Source organism: Paenibacillus sp. Marseille-Q4541, assembly GCF_018310695.1.
Lineage (GTDB): Bacteria > Bacillota > Bacilli > Paenibacillales > Paenibacillaceae > Paenibacillus.
In genome coordinates this window covers 64,784-85,708 of record NZ_JAGXCY010000015.1, presented here as the reverse complement: position 1 = coordinate 85,708, position 20,925 = coordinate 64,784, and the positions used below count along the sequence as shown (strand labels likewise).

16 protein-coding genes and 1 pseudogene are annotated in these 20,925 nt (G+C 42.5%); 13 read left to right on the top strand and 4 right to left on the bottom strand.

Annotated features, from left to right (window positions below; genetic code table 11):
* Positions 1-27 precede the first annotated feature (27 nt).
* From KFT32_RS15940 to KFT32_RS15920, 5 genes are all read left to right on the top strand, one after another.
* Positions 28-1,290: a stalk domain-containing protein gene (locus KFT32_RS15940; protein ID WP_211748218.1), complete on the top strand. Its 1,263-nt coding sequence runs from the start codon at positions 28-30 to the stop codon at positions 1,288-1,290.
* 170 nt (positions 1,291-1,460) lie between these two features.
* A complete protein-coding gene (locus KFT32_RS15935; RefSeq protein WP_211748217.1) occupies positions 1,461-1,838 on the top strand; it encodes a PH domain-containing protein in 378 nt (125 codons plus the stop codon).
* A 50-nt stretch (positions 1,839-1,888) separates the two neighbouring features.
* The gene (locus KFT32_RS15930) at positions 1,889-2,509 is read left to right on the top strand and encodes a hypothetical protein (protein WP_211748216.1); all 621 of its coding nucleotides are present in this window, start codon (positions 1,889-1,891) and stop codon (positions 2,507-2,509) included.
* 54 nt (positions 2,510-2,563) lie between these two features.
* A complete protein-coding gene (locus KFT32_RS15925; RefSeq protein WP_211748215.1) occupies positions 2,564-2,881 on the top strand; it encodes a hypothetical protein in 318 nt (105 codons plus the stop codon).
* A 396-nt stretch (positions 2,882-3,277) separates the two neighbouring features.
* Positions 3,278-3,766, top strand: a complete 489-nt coding sequence (locus KFT32_RS15920; protein WP_211748214.1) for an NUDIX hydrolase — start codon at positions 3,278-3,280, stop codon at positions 3,764-3,766.
* A gap of 94 nt (positions 3,767-3,860) precedes the next feature.
* On the opposite strand, the gene KFT32_RS15915 is transcribed toward KFT32_RS15920, so the two are convergent.
* Positions 3,861-4,661, bottom strand: coding sequence for a helix-turn-helix domain-containing protein (locus KFT32_RS15915; protein WP_211748213.1), 801 nt, complete (start codon positions 4,659-4,661; stop codon positions 3,861-3,863).
* Positions 4,662-4,951: 290 nt separating this feature from the next.
* Here KFT32_RS15915 and KFT32_RS15910 point away from each other — a divergent pair, with 290 nt between their 5' ends.
* From KFT32_RS15910 to KFT32_RS15895, 4 genes and pseudogenes are all read left to right on the top strand, one after another.
* Positions 4,952-5,845 carry a hypothetical protein gene (locus KFT32_RS15910; RefSeq protein ID WP_211748212.1) on the top strand — a complete coding sequence of 298 codons (894 nt, stop codon included), beginning with the start codon at positions 4,952-4,954 and terminating at the stop codon, positions 5,843-5,845.
* A gap of 80 nt (positions 5,846-5,925) precedes the next feature.
* Positions 5,926-10,830 carry a fibronectin type III domain-containing protein gene (locus KFT32_RS15905; RefSeq protein WP_211748211.1) on the top strand — a complete coding sequence of 1,635 codons (4,905 nt, stop codon included), beginning with the start codon at positions 5,926-5,928 and terminating at the stop codon, positions 10,828-10,830.
* A 483-nt stretch (positions 10,831-11,313) separates the two neighbouring features.
* Positions 11,314-11,478 (top strand): annotated as a pseudogene (locus KFT32_RS27700) (DUF418 domain-containing protein); the annotation flags it as partial.
* Between the two features lie 368 nt (positions 11,479-11,846).
* Positions 11,847-12,830 carry an aldo/keto reductase gene (locus tag KFT32_RS15895; protein ID WP_211748210.1) on the top strand — a complete coding sequence of 328 codons (984 nt, stop codon included), beginning with the start codon at positions 11,847-11,849 and terminating at the stop codon, positions 12,828-12,830.
* Between the two features lie 159 nt (positions 12,831-12,989).
* Here the strand turns inward: KFT32_RS15895 and KFT32_RS15890 are convergent, their stop codons facing one another.
* From KFT32_RS15890 to KFT32_RS15880, 3 genes are all read right to left on the bottom strand, one after another.
* Entirely contained in the window at positions 12,990-14,909 is a 1,920-nt protein-coding gene (locus KFT32_RS15890) for an RICIN domain-containing protein (protein ID WP_211748209.1), read from the bottom strand.
* 195 nt (positions 14,910-15,104) lie between these two features.
* Positions 15,105-15,269, bottom strand: coding sequence for a hypothetical protein (locus KFT32_RS15885; RefSeq protein ID WP_211748208.1), 165 nt, complete (start codon positions 15,267-15,269; stop codon positions 15,105-15,107).
* Positions 15,270-15,317: 48 nt separating this feature from the next.
* Positions 15,318-16,769, bottom strand: coding sequence for an alpha/beta fold hydrolase (locus KFT32_RS15880; protein WP_211748207.1), 1,452 nt, complete (start codon positions 16,767-16,769; stop codon positions 15,318-15,320).
* 263 nt (positions 16,770-17,032) lie between these two features.
* Here KFT32_RS15880 and KFT32_RS15875 point away from each other — a divergent pair, with 263 nt between their 5' ends.
* The 4 genes from KFT32_RS15875 to KFT32_RS15860 all read left to right on the top strand — a co-directional run bounded on the left by KFT32_RS15875 (position 17,033) and on the right by KFT32_RS15860 (position 20,881).
* Positions 17,033-17,863 carry a phytanoyl-CoA dioxygenase family protein gene (locus KFT32_RS15875; protein WP_211748206.1) on the top strand — a complete coding sequence of 277 codons (831 nt, stop codon included), beginning with the start codon at positions 17,033-17,035 and terminating at the stop codon, positions 17,861-17,863.
* A gap of 32 nt (positions 17,864-17,895) precedes the next feature.
* Positions 17,896-18,828: an NHL repeat-containing protein gene (locus KFT32_RS15870; protein WP_211748205.1), complete on the top strand. Its 933-nt coding sequence runs from the start codon at positions 17,896-17,898 to the stop codon at positions 18,826-18,828.
* A gap of 195 nt (positions 18,829-19,023) precedes the next feature.
* Complete coding sequence (locus tag KFT32_RS15865) at positions 19,024-19,983, top strand: ATP-binding protein (protein ID WP_211748204.1); 960 nt, start codon at positions 19,024-19,026, stop codon at positions 19,981-19,983.
* A 22-nt stretch (positions 19,984-20,005) separates the two neighbouring features.
* On the top strand, positions 20,006-20,881 hold the full coding sequence (locus KFT32_RS15860; protein WP_211748203.1) for a tetratricopeptide repeat protein: 876 nt from the start codon (positions 20,006-20,008) through the stop codon (positions 20,879-20,881).
* Positions 20,882-20,925: the final 44 nt, after the last annotated feature.

The following is a 20,925-nucleotide window of genomic DNA, read 5'->3' as shown; positions in this document are numbered from 1 at the left end:
ACTATTATAGAAGAATGGGGAAAACAGATGAAACCATGGGGAAAAATGCTATTAAGCTGCGCCATATTATTAGGAGGAACCGTGGGAGGTACTAGTCTTCCATCAACTTATGCAGCAGTCAAACAAGTACAGATTGTACTGGATGGGTATCCACTTCCTTTTCCGGTAGAGCCTGTAGTGGTTAGTGGAACGACGATGGTTCCTTTTCGAGCCATTTCTGAGGCACTCGGTATTGAGGTACAGTGGAATCAGAAGTTGAAGAAAATTACTGCGACTAAACAGACGGATCAAGGGAGTAAGACCGTTGAACTAACGATGGGAAACAAAACAGCGAAGGTGAATGGTCAAAACATTGCGCTTACCCTTGCGCCGCGAACGATCAGTAGTACGACGATGATTCCACTTAGCTTTTTTAGCCAGCAGTTTGGAGCCCAAGTGGGCTGGAATCAAGCATCCAAAACGGTATCCATCACGTCTCCAAGAGAAGAAATGTATACGCTTGGATTTTATGCGCTTCGTTCCTATGATGAAATAAAGTACCTTCCAAGTTTAGATTCCGCTGCTTTTGGCTGGGGACGAATAGATCGTCAAGGGAATTTCACCACAACAGGGGATGAATACAAATGGCCGGCTCCGGCAGGAGAAGTAACTGGAGAACGAATTATAGAAGATGCAGCTCTCCTTGGAGTGTCTCCGTCATTCATGGTATATGCCCTTGATGGGCAGAGGGAGCTTACGAAGAATTTAGAGGATAAACAGCTTCAAGCAAAGACAATCGATGGTATTGTCACAACCGCAGTTGAGAAAGGATTTAAAGGAATTACACTAGATTTCGAAGGACTTGGACTTACCGGAGATTTCTCCAAAGTAAAAAGTGATTACAATGCTTTCATCAAAGCCATTGCTACACGTGCTCATACTGAAGGACTAACCCTAACCGTTGTTTTACATCCGATAAATAGCTCTTATAAAGGATACGATTATAAAACCTTGGGTAACCTTGCTGATGAACTTGTCATTATGGCCTATGCTTTTGAAGATGAAAACGGCCCAGAGCCCATTGCTAAAGTAGATGAAGCGATTCGTCTTGCGCTTAAGGAGACAAGTAAAGACAAGTTACTCCTTGGTATTTCCAGAGGGAGTGAAGACGCAGCCAGTATTAACAGCAAGATAGGTCTTGCTAAGCGTTATGATCTTAAAGGAATCGCGTTGTGGCGATTAGGCATTATCGGACCTGCTGCTTGGACTGAGATGAACAAAACCATTGTGCTAGACGAACCGAATTTATAAATAAAATGAAAGGTACACGCCTCCTAGTAGATCGGTGAGTGTGTACCTTTTTTCGCGACAAAAGGACAGACTGTTTATATTTGTAAATTATATTTCCTGATTTTCACTGCCTATTTCAAAAAAAATCCGATATAATATGGGAACAAAACGATAAGGAAGAGGGATGAAGAATGGGCTTTTTTGATGGTTTATTAGGTAATGCTTCACAGGTTAATTTAGTTGAGATACAGAAGGAGTTCGCTCCATTGCTTGCTCCAAGTGAACAGATCGAACGTGCATACAAACTTGTAAGAGATATGTTTATTTTCACGAACAAACGACTCATTATTGTGGATAAACAAGGAATAACAGGCAAGAAAGTAGAGTATCACTCTATTCCCTATAAAAGTATCTCACATTATTCTATTGAGACAGCGGGACACCTCGACATGGAAGCAGAACTTAAAATTTATATCTCCAGTAGCACGGTGCCGATTCAGAAAAACTTTAATAAAAGTACGAATATTTACGAAGTACAAAGTGTGTTGTCCCATTATATTTTGAATTAAGAAGAGTTCAATAATTTACATCTAGAACAGTCAGCAGAGGTCGATTCATATTGATTGAAATATTGAATGGTACTACATTAGTCACTGGTATCTTATTACTTGTTTGTGTGGTAGCCATCATTTGCTTATGGATGATTAGAGGCACGATGAAATTATATCGAAGAGTAACGCAAGGCAGACAAGCGCTGTTCTATGTAAATCGAGATCAGCGGGAAGAAGTTATGGGAAGTTACTGGATAGATCTTGTGTTGCTAGGCATAGGGCTGATATCTTTTCTCATTCTGTCTATTGTTATTCTCTTTGTAAATGTGTTTCCTGGACTCGAAGATCTAGCGTACCAAGTAACTGATACAGGTACCCTAGGATACCAAGAGATCATCTACTATATATTCCATGGACAAAGTCAAGAACTTAAGTGGAACCATTATGTAGGACTCGGATTTTTCTTGATAAGTGTGCTCTTCCTCATCATTAACATCCTCATCATTCCGATTGTGAAGCTGATCCATAGATGGAGAAGAGAGCGAGCTTACCTAAGTGGAAAAGGGATTCGGATGTTAGGACAAGAGAACGAAGAAGATTCTCGGATAGTACGGTTTTTCGCTTTATTAATTTTATCTGGTTTTTTTGGTAATCTAGGTCGATTATTTCGAGATTGGTACTTACTTTAGAAGAAACAGATGATTGACACTCAACTTAGTACAGACAGATAAGGAAGCATGGATATGGAACAAGAAGTAGGAACAGGATATGTTGTAACGCTCCGGAGGATCCTTAGCGGGGATCTGAGTGAAATCATGTGGAATGATTATGTCGCTCTGGCTTTATATTTGCTGAGCATCATCTGGCTATTGCATTCCCTTTATGTTGATATGAAACGATATCTCAAACGAAGCAAGAAAAAACGTGAAGGGATGAGCGAGATAGACATCGCTTTAACAAGATGGGAGCATCATTCAAGTAGGCGCTTAAAGGGTTATATAGATCCTGGAATCGTACTCATTATAGCCGGGTTGTTTAGATCCTGGTATACCCTATTTTAACCTGTGTGTAAAAGCGAATTGACCTAATCTGTGATTCATTGTAATTTGTTGTTAGTAAATATACATATGAATGCAATGATGGGATTCATACGATAATGTTGCGGGACAAAGTCATAGTACTTCATTAAAAGTCGCTAAATTAGCGGCTTTTCTTTGTTTTAACGGCACAAGTTCTTGTATCGTTTACTCCGCAACTTCGAAAGGTTCAATTCACTTGTCATTTTGCCATGAGGATACTTGCAGGGATATAGTTAACCTCGAGGATATTGAACCTGTTACTGCTGATATTTCAATCGTTTCGCGAGTACTTTCAAGCAAATAATTTTCACGAAAGCAGGAAAGTACAGGAACCTTGTGTAATAAATATGCAATCTTTCCTTTTTAGGAGGTCGTGAAATGGCGTTTCCGACACATATTGTATCGGCAGGCGGAATTGTAGAAGATGGAAATGGAAATATTCTATTAGTAAAAGCCCATGACGATGGTTGGGTGTATCCTGGTGGGATAACTGAAGTCGGAGAAAACCTGATTGATGGCGTGATTCGTGAAATTAAAGAGGAAAGTGGAATAGACGCCACGGTTAGCCATGTAATTAGTGTTGTTTCGAATACAGCGATCCATAAATGGTATGACGGTGTGACTGATGTTCCTACGAAGGTCATGTTTGATTTCGTATGCAAAGCTGTAGGTGGAGAGTTAGCTACTTCGGATGAAACGAGCGAGTGCAGGTGGGTTCCAAAGGAACATGTTCTGGATTTGATTACTTTACCTGCAATCCGCATGCGTTATGAAGCTTATTTAAACTTTAACGGCTCTGTGAATTATATGGAGTATATCACTGCAACAACGTCAGAATGCAGCATTAAGCTTCAAAGGCATGTCTAGTTGTACGAGGGTCTCTATAGGTGTCGCGGGACAAAAATATAGTCCTATTAGAAGTCGCTTAGTTAGCGGCTTTTTTTGTTTGTTCTGCCAAATCTCACCCCAAATTCCGGAGCTCGAACTCACGTCTGTATTGAGCGGGGCTAACACCAACAAACTGCTTGAACACCGTGGAAAAATGACTTGAGCTACAATAACCTAAGACGTGAGAAATCTCTGAAATGTTCATACTGGTAATTTCTAAGTATTCCTTCCCTAGCTCCGTCTTTACCCCCTGAAAATATCGATTAGGCGAAGTTCCGACTTCCTTATTGAATATATAGAACAATGTACGTATCGGGATATTCAAATAGCGGGAGAGTGATTGAACAGAGAAATTCATGATGTTTTCCTTCATATATTCCAGGCTTTTATTAATGACGGTTATATTAAAAGAATTCACGCCATTCTCCAGCGTGCTCGCGAGAATAGAGTAGAAGAGGTAGAAGTAAGCAGAGGCAAGTTGCTGCCGATCTTCTTTTAGACTTAGAAGGATTTGATCGCACAGATCGAAATAGTCCATTTTGAACGGTGTGTGGTATACATAGTTGGGGGTTAATAAGAACGGCTCTGTCTTAAACTCAAACAACCAGAAGTTCCATTGGTCGCCTGAGCATTGGTAGGCCAGTGATTTGGTGGCGTTTGCAAAAATAAGGCTGTTAGATTGAACGAGAAACTCTTGTCCATCCACCTGAATACTACCTTCACCATCAAGTGTGTAAAACAATATGTATTTATTGCTTTCAATGATTCGATGATTGATGTCATAGTCAGGCAATGTGTAAAGTTTATAAACGGTTTTCACACTCATCGGATAGGTTTCGATCCAGTCATTCACGGAATAAAAATCGAAATACATAGATTTACTCCTCTCGTTTTTTTCATAGATTTGTTCTTATAGCCCATACTTTCGCGAATACTATATCACGGGTTATATGCAAAAACTGTCGATTCATCTCCACTATATCAACAAATACAGAGAGCTGGACGTGGGTGAATGATTGCATTTTTATGTGATTGTTGCATTATTATTGATTTACAGAAAAGTCCTATGCCCATAACATACTTAGGTATAAATAATCTATTTAACTATATAAAGGAGGTCGACACAGTACATATGGTTCAACTCAACATTAGAATGGAGTGTTCATGATGTCGCGTAAGACTCGTTCTCTTTCCACACGGAAATCCCCTTTGTTGACTATTATGGGATTCATACTTTCTTTAGCGGCGGTCGTTATGCTGGTTGGTTTTCTTAATCAATCTGATGAGGAAAGGCAGCAGCCTGGCATCACAGAACAGATCTTTTCTTACTCTGGTTTTACCCGTGTAATCGAACAGGAGGAAGTTAAATTCTATCACCAATTAGCGAAACGTGAAGTAGATGATATCGATAATAGCGACCTATTGGACCAGAGAACGAAAGCGATAGCCCAGAGCGTCAGCGCACAGTTTTATTTAGGGAATAAACTAGGGTTGTACGGACCTTATTCTTTGACACATTTGCAGGAACAGATGAAGATTGAGAACGCCCAGCGGAAAGTGGATAAGAAGAATGGTAAAGCGATATATGGTCCAGAACAATTCGATATTTATAGTTATTATCAATACGTTGCTAGTAATCTGGAAGTGAAAATCATTGACTATCTAGCTGCAAATGCGGATAAGCCTCTGTTAACAAAGTCGCGTGCTTATTTTGAAGAGAACATCGCGCTGTACAATCACGCAGATCAGATCGTCTATTCAATTACAGACAATGGAAGTGCGGAAGAGCATACGATCGATTGGAGTCAGTTAAAGTCGCTTGATAATGCGGACGCGGAACTAGCGGATATTCTGAGGTCAGGTGAAGCGGGTCAGGAATTTTCTTATACATTTGGTAATTTGCAAAGAACAGGAAAGATTATTTCTCGAACCGATGTGAAAACAGATTTTACACAGCAAAAGATTGCAATCACCAGTGATTTCTTGAAAAGTGGCTACTATAAACAATTGCTGCAGCAATTAAGTGACAATAACCCTGTTACATTTGCGGAGAATTGAGATGAAGTTGGCGTACTCTCAATATTTTGGATAGCGTTTACAATCATTGCTAGATTTTATAGTAGAAGGGTCTGAAGTGGATGAAAATGAAAAGAAGATATGACTTTTTCAAACGAAGTTTGGCTATGTCTCTTGTGTTTACACTATTCGTTTCTTTGTTTCCACAAAACTCACTTTATGCGGCATCTAGCGTCACCTTAGAAGAGATGAATTTGCTTAAGAATTCCAGCTTTGAAGATGCGGACTTGATTCCCAATGACGGCTCCGTAAAAGAGGCATTTAACAATTGGTATGCATACCGTGGCCCAGTAAAGGTAGAAGGTGCAGGGAATGCTCATGATGGAAATTATGCTGTCAAAAGTGCAACCGCTGGCGGTTCTCTGGAGCAGGATGTGAAAGGATTGCAACCAGGGCTAACCTACGAATACACCGTATGGGTGAAGGCCGATGATGCATCTAAAGGTTCCATGCAGATAGGTGTTAAAAATCACGGTAGCGGACAGCTTACGGTTAAGGCGACAAAAAATGACTGGACCCAGTATTCGATAGAGTTCACGCCTATTGGCACTGATCGTGCACGTCTATTCGCATGGCTTGAATCCAATCAGGCAGGAAACAACTTTTATATCGACAATGCTAAATTGACAGTTAAGAGTGATCTCAAGCAGGTAAGCGCTCAGAATGGGACCATAACGTCTGTATTCAATGCAACTGCTCCTGCCCCCTCTGCAAAAGATTTTGAAGTCTCATACTCTTCTTCAATTAACCCGGATGTGACTTCACCATTGTTGATTACCGGGTCGAGTGTAAGTGACGATAAAACAACCTTTACAATGAATTTTGATCCGATTGAGGCCGGGCCCGTAGACCAGACAATTACGATGTATGTGACGTATCAAACGAATACGACCCTGACACTTGATTTCCCTATTGCTGCTTCAGGGGAGGAAGTGATAACGGCGAAGGTAAAGAGCTTATCCGCTTCTAACGGTACGCTTACAGCCCTATTGGATCGGAAGCCATCCGTTGCTCCTGTGACGTCCGATTTTACCTTTAAATACAAAATAAACGAAGGTGAGTTCAAAACGTTAAATACGAAAGACTTCGCCTACGACAGTGATAATCTTCAAGCTACCTTTAACTTCAATCGTCTGCCTTCGAACTCATCAGAGCAGACAATTACGATTGAGGCAATCTATCAAGGGGAAAAGACTCCAGCTAGTTTTACCATTGGTGTAGCGGAAGGCGTGAGTTACTATGTCGCGAATTCAGGCTCTGACAACAACGATGGACGTAGTCCTGACAAAGCGTTCCTGACAATCGACAAGCTGAATACGATTGATTTTATGCCAGGCGACCATATCTACTTTAAGAAAGGTGATCGATTTAAGGGGGCTTTTAAGCCTAAAGGTTCAGGTGTAGATGGTTATCCGATAATAGTTGCAAGCTACGGTGAAGAGGATGGTGAGCGGCCAATACTTGAGCCAAGCGACAAGAACTGGTCAGCTACATTAATGAGTGCTGAGTTCAGCACAACCGTTACGGTTAACAATGTTATCTCATTCTATAATCAGTCCTATTGGGAAGTACGCGATCTGGAGCTGTCTGGACCAAACCATAAGCCAGATTCTCAGGTGTATCATAGAGGGATCAACATTACGGGGGAGGACGCAGGAGATCTGAATCATTTTTACTTTGACAACCTCGTTATTCATGGATTCCATGGGCCGGATACGAACCAGGGTAAATCGTCCGGAGGGATCCTGATGGAGGTACAGGCAAAGCCGAATACTCCAGCTTCAGAGCATATTCCTACTTCAATTAATGATATTCGTATTACGAACAGTGAGCTTTACGATTTAGGGCGTTCAGGTGTAAATTTTGTATCGGTGTGGGCGCGCAGAGCGGAAACTACGGATACGAAATGGGGGCCATATCCAAGCAACCATGCTCCGGGAAGAGCAGGGTACGCATGGAAGCCATATGAAGACTTCTATTTAGCTAACAATCTCATTTACGATATCGATGGTGATGGCGCTATTATAGATAACAATAAAGATGCTGTCATAGAAAATAACCTAGTATATCGTGCTGCTTCCAGCGGCTCCTATGCTGTAGGCCTGTTCAACTGGAATTCGGACAATACGACTTTCCAGTTCAATGAGGTATACGATACCAAACGAGCAGGCGATGGGCAGGGTATTGAAATCGATGCGCTGAATGATGGCACTTTAGTACAGTACAATTATGTGCACGATAACGCGGGCGGTACGTTTATGTGGTGCAATACGCCTGGATTGTACGGATTTAATGGCATATTCCGCTACAATATCAGTCAGAATGATGATACCGAGCACGGAGTAATCGATTGGCGAACAGGAACCTTTGGTGCCATGGCTTATAATAATACAGTTTACATGAAGGCGGATGGCTACAAGAAATTTATGTACGGCAGTGGTGGTAACTCTGATGCTAAATTCTATAATAATATTTTTTACTATCCTGGGGATACACCGCATGAAGAAGCTAACTTTAGTGAACATAATATTGATTGGCAAAACAATCTGTTTTATAACTTCAAGAACACACCTTCCAATGATAGAGCAGTGATTACAGCAGATCCATTGTTCGTTGACCCCGGCACGGGAGGCACAGGAGAAGGTCGTCCAGTTGATACTTCAAGCTTGACCGGGTACCAGTTGCAATCTGGTTCCCCAGCTGTAAACGCTGGAAAACCGATCAAGGATAACGGAGGCAGAGACTATTTCGGCAATTCAGTTACAGGAATTCCTGATATTGGTGCTTTTGAGTCGGGTACAGTCTCCTTTAATGTAGATTCTCCCGTGTATACTGTAAATCAAGACCTCAAGACCATTTCGATTCTCGACAGCGAGTCACTGACCGTGGATACAATTATTTCGAATCTCGTCTATGACGAAGGTGTTAACTTGAAAGTATACCGCGGAACGGAAGAGATTACTGGAACGGAAGAAATCCATACGAATGATATCTTAAAGCTTAAGAAAGAAGAGACTGAAAAGAGTTATACCCTCTTGATCGTTCATGATCCAGAGCTATTATCAATAAGTTCAAAGGTATATACCGTAAATATTGCTGGCAAAACAATCGGTGTACCGCAAGATCAGACAATAACGGTAGATAAGTTGCTTGATAATCTCATCTATAGTCCTGGAGTTAAGGTTAGCGTGTTCCATGGGACGCAAGAGATTAGAGGTACAGACACCGTTGTCGTTGGGGATATGATTAAACTTGCTAAGGGTAACTATACCGCTGTTTATATCATTACAGGACCACATCATGCAGGCTCAAGCGATCGGGATATTTCAGTTACACAGTATACCGCTACAGCAGGTAGTGTGGAGGCTAACGGTGGTGCGAATGAAGGGCCTGCTAGACTAGTTCTGGACAACAATCCAAATACGGTATGGCATTCATTGTGGAAGGGCGATGTACGCGAGAACCTCTATATTACTCTTACATTATCTGATAAGCCTTACATGGTTGATGGACTACGTTATATGCCGCGTACAGGTGGCGGAGCTAACGGTATCATCCAAAAATATAAAATTCAGTACAGCACAAACGGTACCGAGTTCGTTGATGTGCCAGGTGGAACAGGGAATTGGAGTATGACAGGTTGGCAGGATGTTCAATTCGCTCCTGTTGCTGCGAAGGCAATCCGCCTTTACGGGGTTGAAACCCTAAGCGCTGAAAGTGGGAAACTATTCGCCTCTGCTGCAGAAATTCGTCTTACGGGCTATGAGAGAGCAGACAGCGACACCACACCTCCTGCTGCACCTACGGGAGTTACCATCGATGAAAATGGTGTTACGCAGAACTCAGTAATCGTACGCTGGACGGCTCCTGCAGATGATGATGTTCTTGGCTATAAAGTATACGTAAATGATGGTAACAGCGACAAGATCACCTATGTTAACGGCACGGGTACAACGTTCTTAATGGTTCAGGATCTTATGGCCGGCACCTCTTATACGGTAACTGTCACAGCGATCGATAAATCGGGGAATGAATCTGCGAAGAGTGATTCAGTAAGTATTGACATCACAGATCAGACTCTACCAACAGCACCTATGAATCTTAAGGCTTCTGATGTGAAAGATACAACGGCCATGATAACTTGGGATGCATCCACTAGTAATGTGGACATTACAGGCTATGAGGTGTATTTGAACAACAGCTTACTTGATACGATTAATTCCAAGAGCTATAACCTAAGTGGATTGACGGCTAATACCAGCTATACTATTAAAGTCAGAGCGGTTAACAGTAATGGCATCAAATCTGGATTCAGCTCGATTGTGGTCACAACCAAAGACACAATCACACTAGAGCCAGATACACCAACAACGACACTATCTTCTGTTAAAAGCGTTCAATCCGGTAAGGAGTTTGCCGTTCAATTGGGATTAAACAGTGTGATACAAAGTGTTTACGCAGTCGACATCAGGATGGAATATGACCCGAGCTTGTTCGAATTCATAGACGCTAAGCCGGTGAAAGATGGTGTAAGTCTTGTAGAGATTGTAAAGGATACACCAGGCAAGCTACGGTTTATTATGGCGAGTATAGGAGCGGACAATGCCATAACTTCGGATGTGCAACTGCTGGATCTGACATTTAAAGCAACAACTGTGGAGAAACCAATTACGGCAACTATATCCGTGACCGATACAACAATGGGGAATGATATAGGAGAAGAAACCACGGCTGCCCCGTCTTCAATCAATATTGAGATTACGTCAGAGACATCACCTCCGGGAATCCCGGGAGATGTTAACAATGACGATAAGGTGAGTATCGGAGATCTTGCTATTATCGCGGCCAATTACGGCAAAACTTCCGAGAGCATGGATTGGGAACAAATCAAGCACTTGGACTTTAATGGCGATGGCAAGATTGATATCGTAGACCTTGGATTTGTTGCTAGTAAAATGGTGGAGTAAGACTCAAGAAAGATGAACTCTTGCTGAGATATTACGATGACTGAAAATAATGCAATATACGTTAAAAGAGCCCCGTGATCAAGCGAAGGCCACCATTTGTACAATCTGGGTGGTAACGCGGTTGTTCAATCGTCCCTATGTCTACAATAGACATAGGGACTTTTTTTATTACCGTGATAATGATATTTCGTTATAAGTGGCGCGATGCTATGTTCTCGATTTCATACTAGTTTCACATAAGTATGTTAATTTCATGGATATACTAAAAATAAGTAGATTAATAACGATATGGGAGTAAATTTGAAATGAGACTAGAAAAACAAGCCAGGTCCCTGTCCTGAGGCTGACAGCGATGAGTGATGAATATACATAGATTATGAGCTTTGATCAGCAAGCGGATGACTATATCACCAAGCCATTTTCGATTGTTGTTCTTCATAAGCATGTCGAAGCTCTACTTCGTAGAAGTTCGGGTTCGGATGTACAATTATAAAAGATTTTACTCTACTAAAGCCATTTATTTATTGTATCGTGTTCTTTATTATTCAAGTATGTATTTCAACAATTCTTATGAAGCAATATAAATATGGACCATTTGAGTTTGTGTGGAGAAAGTTGGTGTTTGGGAGTAAATCAAAAGGCATGTAATGTAAACCTAATTTCACAAGAACAAAAGTAAGAATAAATATTGGGAGACATCAACATTGTCCTATGAAAAGTCGCTAATTAGCGGCTTTTTTTGTTTTAACGGTACAAGTTCTTATCCCAAGCTAAGGTCTAAAAACCTATACGATACATATTAGGCATGATAAAAAATTCAATATAGGTATTAGAAATTTTTCGCACTTAAAACTACCATAAGAATATAGCGAGGTAGCCTGTTGGCGACAGACCTCAGTGCATGGATTATTTAATAGTTGAAGATCCATAACGCATTGTATCGTGTGCTTTTGAATGGAATGACATTACACAAATTTCTGGCTTAATAAAAAACTCGGTTAGGAAAGGAGAAAGTTATGAAGAAAAGAATTTTAGGAATCAACGGTTTGGAAACGTCTGAACTTGGATTTGGATGTATGGGGTTAAACTACCACCGGGGACCAGCAAAAGACCGTGGTGAAATGATTTCAGTTGTACACTCCGCTATTGATTCTGGCATCACGATGTTTGATACAGCGGAAGTATATGGGCCTTACACAAATGAGGAGCTTGTTGGTGAGGCGCTCGCAGGGCATAGGAATAAGGTACAGATTGCAACGAAAGGCGGTTTTAAGATCAATGGCTTAACAAATGAACTTGACAGCCGGCCAGAATCAATTATCCGTTCGGTTGAAGGGTCTTTAAAAAGATTACAAACAGATTATATCGATTTATACTACATCCATCGTGTAGATCCAAAGGTTCCAATTGAAGAAGTGGCGTTGACCATGCAACAGTTGAAAAAAGACGGAAAGATCCTCCATTGGGGGTTGTCAGAGGCTAGCGCTGAAACGATTCGCCGTGCGCATTACGTTGAACCATTGACGGCAGTGGAGAGTGAATACTCGATTTGGTGGCGGGAGATCGAAAAAGACATTTTTCCTGTACTGGATGAATTGGGAATTGGTTTGGTAGCTTATAGTCCCCTTGGTCGTGGATTTCTTACCGGGAAATTAGACAAGAATGCTTCATTCACCGAGAACGACAACAGGGGCGAGCTTCCGCGGTTTACTAAGGAAGCGATGGAAGCGAATCAGGTGATTATCGATTATTTGAATAAACTGGCCGAGTTGAAAAATGTAACCACAGCGCAAATCGCACTAGCATGGATTCTTGCTCAGAAACCCTCTATTGTACCCATTCCAGGGACAACAAATTTCAATCGAATCTCAGAAAATGTTGCAGCAACTGAAATCGTCTTCACCGAAAGGGAGATGAAGGTAATCAATGATGAGATTGGCAAGATCCAAATTGTTGGTGACCGCTATCCAGAAGCTGAGAAGAGAAGGACAGGCAAATAAGAGATGATGTAACGGCTTCTCTCCGATTGATGGGCATCCATGGATAATTGATGAAGAGTTAATTTGACCTAGGGATTCACTCTCCACCAATAGATTACATTTTTTGTTAACTCAGAGACGCTATCCCGATAATTCGGATAGCGTCTCTTTTTAACCTTATTAATTCACTTTCACCAATTTCCAGAGCTGATTAGACGAACCGCGCCCAGTGTATTGGATAATCGAAGCTGAATTGGAAGTAGATTCACCTTTAACATCAAGTACTTTATCGCTATTGATATTCACAATGTTGTAGTAACCTCCACCTGCGTCAATGAGCTTCCATTCTTGATTGACACCCCGCCATTCCGTATCGTGGTACTGGATGGCCTGCGCTGAGTCTGACGTAGATTCACCTTGAATTTCTAGCATTTTACCGCTATTATGGTTTTTGATTTTATAAATGCCTCTGCCCATATCTACAAATTGCCATTGTTGATTGGTTCCGCCGTTATCTGTGTATTGAATGACACTCGCGCTATCGTCAAGATATGCACCTTTGACATCCATTACTTTCCCGGAATTTTTATTCACAATTTTGTAGTATGCAGATGTATCAACTGCTGCACTGGACGTATGATTTTTAAGGTTTACACCATCGACTACATAAGTCGTTACAGAATAAGCAGGTACTGTATTCTGGAACGACTTGTTGTTCAATGCTACATTGATATTTGCAAAATTTTCCGCCGTTACACCATTGGATGGAGCTACTGTGCGATACGCCGTTACTGACCCGTTAATATCACCGAATTTAGACAGATCATAAGTAACATCGTTTGAAGCGCTGCGATCGTTAACCGTGACGATGACTAGTTTTTGTGAAGCTGCATCATATGCCGCAATTGAATCGCCATCTTCGATATCGATGATTTTATACCCTGGTCGAATGAACTTGCTCCATTGGGCCATAGACCAAAACTTTTGTTTCACATTTGGTGTAAAAGCGTTGTTATTTGCGTCGTTTAGATCGGTTTCAATCATCCCCCACCCGGGAGCAGCATTATCCTCTACAGCTTGCCAATAAACCCAAGCGGAGTTTTTCATATATTTGATGTCCGACACAATAGATCTTGACATTTCGATCCCGTTCGCTTCGCCATCGCCGTGCTCGGACATCCAAATCGGTTTGTTACCCGCAGCATAGAAAACTTGTTTTCGTTCTGTATCATTCCCGTAATACGTATGGACATTATACTGACTTATCATAGACTTCGTTATATCTGTATAGGCATTGATCGTGTCTCTAGCTAGAAAAACGGCGTTCGAATCCGCGGAGCTTTGGGTTGTTGGCAGCCCTTTTTGTACTAATGCATCATGCACGTGTTGGATAATCGTTCCTCTGCTGTACTGCGAGTAGAAGGCTCCCTCTTGACGATTGCTGTACACCCAGAACCCGTCTGGTTCGTTGATCGGAGAAAGGGTTCTGAATGTAATCCCCTCATTGTCCTTAAAATGTTTAACTACTGTAGTCAAATAATCCGCGAAATCATCGAACATATCGCTTTTCAGGTTATCCGTCAATGGTACTAATGGGCCTGTTACACTGCCGCTATTCGTCATCCACCAAGGAGGCGAGTTTGCAAAGGCTTCGGCAATAAATTCTTGTGGTTGATTTCTTTCTTTGGCGGCTTGCAGTACCCAACGTTGATTCGCATCGCTGCTCCAGTCATAGTCAGCAGTAGGGCTTGCCTTAAATCCTGGCACGGCTGCTCGAAGTTCCAAAAAATGATGCTTCGGATTTTCACCGCCACCGATATTATAACGAACAATATTAAAACCTAAACCTTGGTTCACATCAAATAATTGATCTGCATACCAGTTGCGTGTTGCATCCTCGGCGCCTCCGATCCGGTTCGCAAACCAAGCTAATGAAGTGCCCCAGCCTTCCCAGGTTTGATACTGCTTATCCGGATTTACGACGGCAGTATAAGAAGAAGCGTTTGCAGTTCCTTGGAGAAATGGTGTACAAAGTGAAAAAATCAGTGCAGAAACAGTTACCATTGCAGTAAATCTTCGTTTAATCAACTGCTTTCCCATGTCATTCATCCTCCAATCTTGTATTTTATATTTTGATGTCTTTAACCCGGATGCAATATTATTCATATCATGGTCAATCAAATCCAGTATAGTGAACTATTTAAACTTTAGTGAAAAATTGAAATGTTTAAGACCACACGCTTCTAAAAATAGATAAATAATATAGGCTTTTCTTTTCTTTTATCCTCGAAAAAGTTAGTCTAGAATACTTTGAAGATTCAGAGCCACCGAAAAAAACTGTATCTTGCTCTTACCGGTTAAGGTAATGCTCTCCCAGCCATTTAAGAGGAGTACAGCATTTGCTACTGTTCCAGCTTCTCCAGCCAAAATACAAAGGTGGTTACCAGTTTGTTCAGACAAGTAACCACCTTTGTACTTTGATTATATTTATATTTCTCAACCAATGATTCACAGGTTCGTGTGGAGCCAGTCGAAAATGGTCTGATGAAGCAGACGCATTGCACCCATATGGCAGTGCTCGCCGGCACCATCAGCGTTCCGCATCACGACATGCTTGTGCGGAGCTTTTAGCTCGGACGCAAGCTTACTTGCCTGCCCTTTGAACACAAGGTCGTTTTCTCCCTCAAGAATAAGAGTGCGGGATTTGATTTTGTGCATGTCTTCGGTGGTGAGAGAAAATTGCTCGCTCTTACGGATGTATTCTGGTTCGTTCGAAGTACCAAATACCCACACACCATTCTGCAGCGCCCAGCGTGCGTAGGTGTCATGTTTCTTGATCCATTCAAGTACGGGTATCGCCTGCTCATCGTATCCGGCTTTGATCCACTCAACTAGGAATTCCGGAAGTGGAGGATACGTCGCGAAAAAGCTCGTCATACCGTCGTCGAGCACGATAGCTGCCGGACGATGATCAAAGGCCGCAGTTCGAGCGCAGAGATATCCGCCCATACTATACCCAAACAGCACAATTTTGGACATATCGACCTCAGGACGTGTCTCAGCGTAATCCATGACAGGCCCGAGCACTGCTTCCCAGTCCGGACGGAAGGGAACTTTTTTCTCGCGGATCATGCGACCCGTACCGGGGCCGTCATACAAAATCACGTTGAAACCGCGCCGCAACGCGGATGCGCCAATGACGTAGTAGCCTTCCTCTGTCGTCGAGTCAAATCCATTGGTGTAAATAAGAGTCGGCCGGGGTTTGCCGCTATCGTCCACGAGAAGCAGGTATCCGGGGAGCTTATCTTTGCCGTATGGGATGGAGATCTCCTCGAAGGGGCCATCCAGTAGTTTGCCCGCTTTCACAAACGCCTCGCGAGAAAGACCGAACAGCTCGAGAACGTGCGGATCGTTTAGGGGATCCTTACGACGATAAAATTCAGCGCTGCGATAGTAGGCTGAAGCGCGCAAGAACGCCTCCCGAGCACTGATCTTGTCTCCATACTCGATAGAATATTTGCCGCGTTGATAAATACGGTCTGCGCTAGCTTTCCACTCCCTCATCCATGCTTCTTCATCACCCTCCGGGATTGCAGCAGCGGTCAAGAACACTTCGTTGAGATCGGCGCCATTGTCAACAGCGAATCCAGCTGCACGCAACGTTTCGAAATTAAATGATTTATCTTTGAAAAAAAAATCCATGACACGAAGTCTCTTTTGACTTGTTGTTGAAAGAGGCAGCTGTGTATCAATTTCCTTTTTGGCGGATGGTGTATACATCGGAGCATTTTCTCGGGCAGCATACACTGGAGATATTGCAGATGGTGCATACATAGGAGTGTTTACTGGGCCTGTATATGCTGGGGATACTGAATATGGTGCATACATTTGAAGGGTTGGCTTCATAAAACTAACTGGGTATTTATAACACCAACAGTGCTTTACATATTGTTCGTACACGTTCTCCTCCTACTTTCCAAAAAATTCTCAGGTAACTTCATTAAAGAATAGGTTAATATCATGCACAGTCTACAGTATGGGAATTAGGATAGGAAAGTGTTAAGTGCTTGAATCAGTCGGACAAGTTAACGATAGATCAATTGCATTAATTCTGCCATTATGTTTCCAATCCTATTTGATAGGTTTAGGAAAGTAAATGCTCATCTTGTGATTTAGAATAATCCTAGTAAGCAACTTTGACCAGAAAAGATGAGGTGTCGATAATGGGAGTTATACCTTATAACATTACAACAGCAGATAAAGAGAAGTTTAATCAAGACGGTTATTGGATCAGTCCGAAATTGCTAGATGACGAGACAATTGAGCGTCTTCGAGGCGCGCATGAGCGCATTTGGAAGAAAGATTACGATGGGGCTGGTCTGCCTCTTCATGATTTCAAGCTTTCTGACAATCCATATGCTCTTCGTAAATTCGATAATGGCTGGTGGGTTAACGATGAAGTTCATCGTGTCGTCACCGATCCGAATTTAGGTCAAATGGCTGCGAATCTGCTGAATGAGGATGAAATTCGTCTTTGGCATGATCAAGTAATCTACAAGCCGGGTACTTCAGGACAAGAAACTAAGCTAGGAAATGTAGGCTGGCATCAGGATTACGCTTTTTGGCGCGCAAGCAGTACATCGAATATGGTAACCGTTTGGATTGCATTGCAGGACACGGATCTGAATAACGGCGGTATGATGACCATCTTGGGATCACATAAGTGGGGCGCTGTCGAGGGAAGTGATACTTTCTTCGAACAGGATATGGAAAAGCTGAAGCAGCGTTTTGCAACGCGTGATTGGGTAGAGGAGCCTTGTATTCTAAAAGCTGGTCAAGCGAGTTTCCACCATGCCCTTACATTCCATGGCTCGTCAACGAATTTCACAGATCAGCCTCGGTTATCAGTTGTCGCTCATTTAATGCCTGGAGATACATCCTACATAGAGGGCAATGCTCGGCACGATAATGTTCGATTGCTCGGGCCACGTCCGCAATTCGGTCAGAAGTTTGATAATGAGTTCTTTCCTTTACTGTATTCCAATAAACAGTGAGAGACTTAACTACGGAATAGAGGGATTATAATATGACAATAAGCAAGCCCCCACAATTAGGAAACACGACACGCAGATATGATCTTGTTCCAGGCTGGGCAAAGCTCCCTGATCACTTAGAGTTTGGCTATACACATGGAATTGTCGTAGATCAACTGGATAACGTCTATGTTTTTCATACAGGCAAGCCCTCAATTTTTAAATTTGATGAGTCCGGGGAATTTAAAACGGCTTGGGGCGAGGAGTTCGAGGGTGGCGCTCACGGATGTTATCTTCATAAGGAACAAAATAATGAATACCTCTTTCTTACAGACACCGCTCGCGGTAAAGTTGTAAAAACGGATCTAAACGGGAAGCACTTGTTGACATTGGGAACACCGGAACGTCCGGATATTTACAACGAAGAGCTTAAATATATCCCAACAGATGTAGCCGTTTCGGCAAATGGTGATATTTATGTATCCGATGGCTATGGACAAAGCTGGATTCATCACTATACGGCTGCAGGGGATTATATCCGTTCCTGGGGTGGAAAAGGTACAGAATTGGGACAATTAAACTGTCCACATGGCATTTCCATAGATATACGTAGTGGTATAGAAGAGGTTTATGTAGCCGATCGCGGCAATCATCGAATTCAAGTCTTTACCTTAGAGGGAAATTTCAAAAGAGTCATCGTTGATGACATGGATCAGCCTTGCAGCTTTTATTTCCATGGAGAGGATCTCTTCTTCCCAGACTTAAATAGTAGGGTTACGATTTTCGATAAAAATGATCGATTGATCTGTCATTTAGGTGAAGATCAACAGGCTTACAAACAGACCGGCTGGCCAAATTTACCTAAGTCCTACTACAATGACAATAAATTTAGCTCACCTCATGGAGTTTGTGTCGATTCAAAGGGTTCAGTTTATGTTTCTGAATGGATTATCGATGGACGTGTAACAAAGCTTACATTGGCGTAATGATAACTGCGGATGATCGCTTCATAAAAGAAGGATGCCCGTCCTACAGTAACGACATGTGCATAGCGTTTTAACAGTAGGTGGGACGAGTTCGTAAAGGCTACTCTTGTGAGTAGTCTTTTTTGCTTAGTTATCCCCTAATTTATGGAAATGTGATAGACTTAATAGTAAAACATTACAGGGGGAGAGAGTAGGATGTCGGACCATGATGAACTAGCGGAGCAAAGACGCAAAAATTTAAAGCTCATTCATTTCAGCAATGAGGATCAATCGCTTGTTGAGTCGGAGAAACCAAAAGAGACGTTTGCCGACGTCGGTGGCCTGGAAGAGGTTAAGAAAAAAATCAGAATGAATTTCATATTGCCGCTGATGCAGCCGGAAGTGTTTGCCGCATACGGCAAACACGCTGGAGGAAGCTTGCTGATGTTCGGGCCTCCCGGATGCGGCAAAACGTTTTTAGCGCGTGCAGTAGCAGGCGAGATTGATGCTAATTTTTTACATATTGAGCTTCAGTCCATTCTTTCCATGTATGCTGGCCAGAGCGAGCATAACTTACACGATATATTCGAAAAAGCGCGGGAAAGCAAGCCGTGCGTTATTTTCATTGATGAAATCGACGCGCTGGGAGGAAGCCGTCATCAAATGCGCCAGCATCATGACCGCATGCTCGTTAACCAATTATTGTTGGAGCTTGACGGTCTGCAGGCGGAGAACGATAACGTGTTTGTCATCGGTGCAACCAATACGCCTTGGTATCTTGATTCCGCTTTGAGACGTCCTGGGCGATTTAATCATCTTGTTTTTGTACCGCCGCCTGAAGAGGCTGAGCGACAAACAATCCTAGAACTGAAGCTTTCCGGCAAACCGCTGGGTTCGCTAAACCTGTCCAAAATTGCCGCGGAGACGAAGCTTTATTCCGGAGCCGATTTGGAGCAGCTAGTCAAAGATGCCGTGGAATCAGCGATGGAGCGAACATTTGAGAAGGGTGAGATCCAGCCCATTACTCAGGATGATTTAAAGAGATCGGCAAAAGGCCGGAAGGCAACGACGCTGGATTGGTTTGCTACAGCAAAGAATTATGCGACATTCAGTGATGTAAACCGTGATTACCAAATCGTGTTGGATTACATTAAGAAACATGGCGTAAAGTCATAGTGATATCAGGGGGGCAGAGCAGGTGGAGAACGTACATGATTACGCCGCTTATGCGAAGGCGCAGCAGCTAATAGAATGGAGGCGGTATAAAGAAGCATTGAAGGAAGCTGAGCAGCAGCTACTAAGCCAAGAGCCGGAGGACCCGGATGTCTTTGCACTGATCTCGCATATTCATCTCTTAATGGACGAATATGATAAGGCACTGCATTGGTCGAACCAGGCGCTTAGCCGGGAGCCGGAGCAGGATCTAGCTTGGTTCGTGCGGGTCAGCGTTTACTACGAGACGAATAAGGATCGGGCTTGCGAAGAAGCTCTGCAGGAAGCCTTACGAATAGATCCCTACGAGCCTCATTATTATTTTTTACAAGCACATTTGTTTAACAAGCTGGGCAGGCATAACAAAGCGAAGACAGCACTTTCGCATGCACTTGAACTGCGTCCAGAATCTCCGCTTTATTTGGCTTTGTTAAGCTATACAGAAGCATTGCTCAAAAACTTTGAGGATTCTGAGAGACTGGAAAAACTCGCCCTCAAATATAATACGGAATCTTCTCAAGTATTTTTGTATCTCGGCTGGGCGACTGGTGAACGAGGAGAGTACAAGCTGAAGGAGGCTTATATGAGGAATGCCGTTCGTTTAAATCCGGACGGCAAACAGTACCAGGATGAATTTTTAGAGGCGCTTCAGCATAACGAAATGCTATTCAAAATATTTTTATGGCCAGGCAAATTTGTGCGGAAAATGAAGACTTGGCAGCTGTTACTCACCTGGGTTGTGGCAGTACTATTGTTTAGGCCGTTGTTAATCCTGTTTATCGTGTTGTATTTGCTCTCGCACTGGGTAACCAAAGCCATTGTGCATGTCAAAGTATTTGGCTGGGGACGCAGAGGAGTATAAGCTTTTGCCCGAAAAGAAGAAAAAAGAGTTCAACTAGAGCAAGA

Excerpts from the sequence above, each read along its gene's own strand:
- KFT32_RS15925 (WP_211748215.1), top strand. The coding sequence starts at position 2,564 with ATGGAACAAGAAGTAGGAACAGGATATGTTGTAACGCTCCGGAGGATC.
- KFT32_RS15905 (WP_211748211.1), top strand. The coding sequence starts at position 5,926 with ATGAAAATGAAAAGAAGATATGACTTTTTCAAACGAAGTTTGGCTATG.
- KFT32_RS15895 (WP_211748210.1), top strand. The coding sequence starts at position 11,847 with ATGAAGAAAAGAATTTTAGGAATCAACGGTTTGGAAACGTCTGAACTT.
- KFT32_RS15890 (WP_211748209.1), bottom strand. The coding sequence starts at position 14,909 with ATGGGAAAGCAGTTGATTAAACGAAGATTTACTGCAATGGTAACTGTT.
- KFT32_RS15910 (WP_211748212.1), top strand. The coding sequence starts at position 4,952 with ATGATGTCGCGTAAGACTCGTTCTCTTTCCACACGGAAATCCCCTTTG.
- KFT32_RS15920 (WP_211748214.1), top strand. The coding sequence starts at position 3,278 with ATGGCGTTTCCGACACATATTGTATCGGCAGGCGGAATTGTAGAAGAT.
- KFT32_RS15915 (WP_211748213.1), bottom strand. The coding sequence starts at position 4,661 with ATGTATTTCGATTTTTATTCCGTGAATGACTGGATCGAAACCTATCCG.
- KFT32_RS15870 (WP_211748205.1), top strand. The coding sequence starts at position 17,896 with ATGACAATAAGCAAGCCCCCACAATTAGGAAACACGACACGCAGATAT.
- KFT32_RS15875 (WP_211748206.1), top strand. The coding sequence starts at position 17,033 with ATGGGAGTTATACCTTATAACATTACAACAGCAGATAAAGAGAAGTTT.
- KFT32_RS15940 (WP_211748218.1), top strand. The coding sequence starts at position 28 with ATGAAACCATGGGGAAAAATGCTATTAAGCTGCGCCATATTATTAGGA.
- KFT32_RS15935 (WP_211748217.1), top strand. The coding sequence starts at position 1,461 with ATGGGCTTTTTTGATGGTTTATTAGGTAATGCTTCACAGGTTAATTTA.
- KFT32_RS15865 (WP_211748204.1), top strand. The coding sequence starts at position 19,024 with ATGTCGGACCATGATGAACTAGCGGAGCAAAGACGCAAAAATTTAAAG.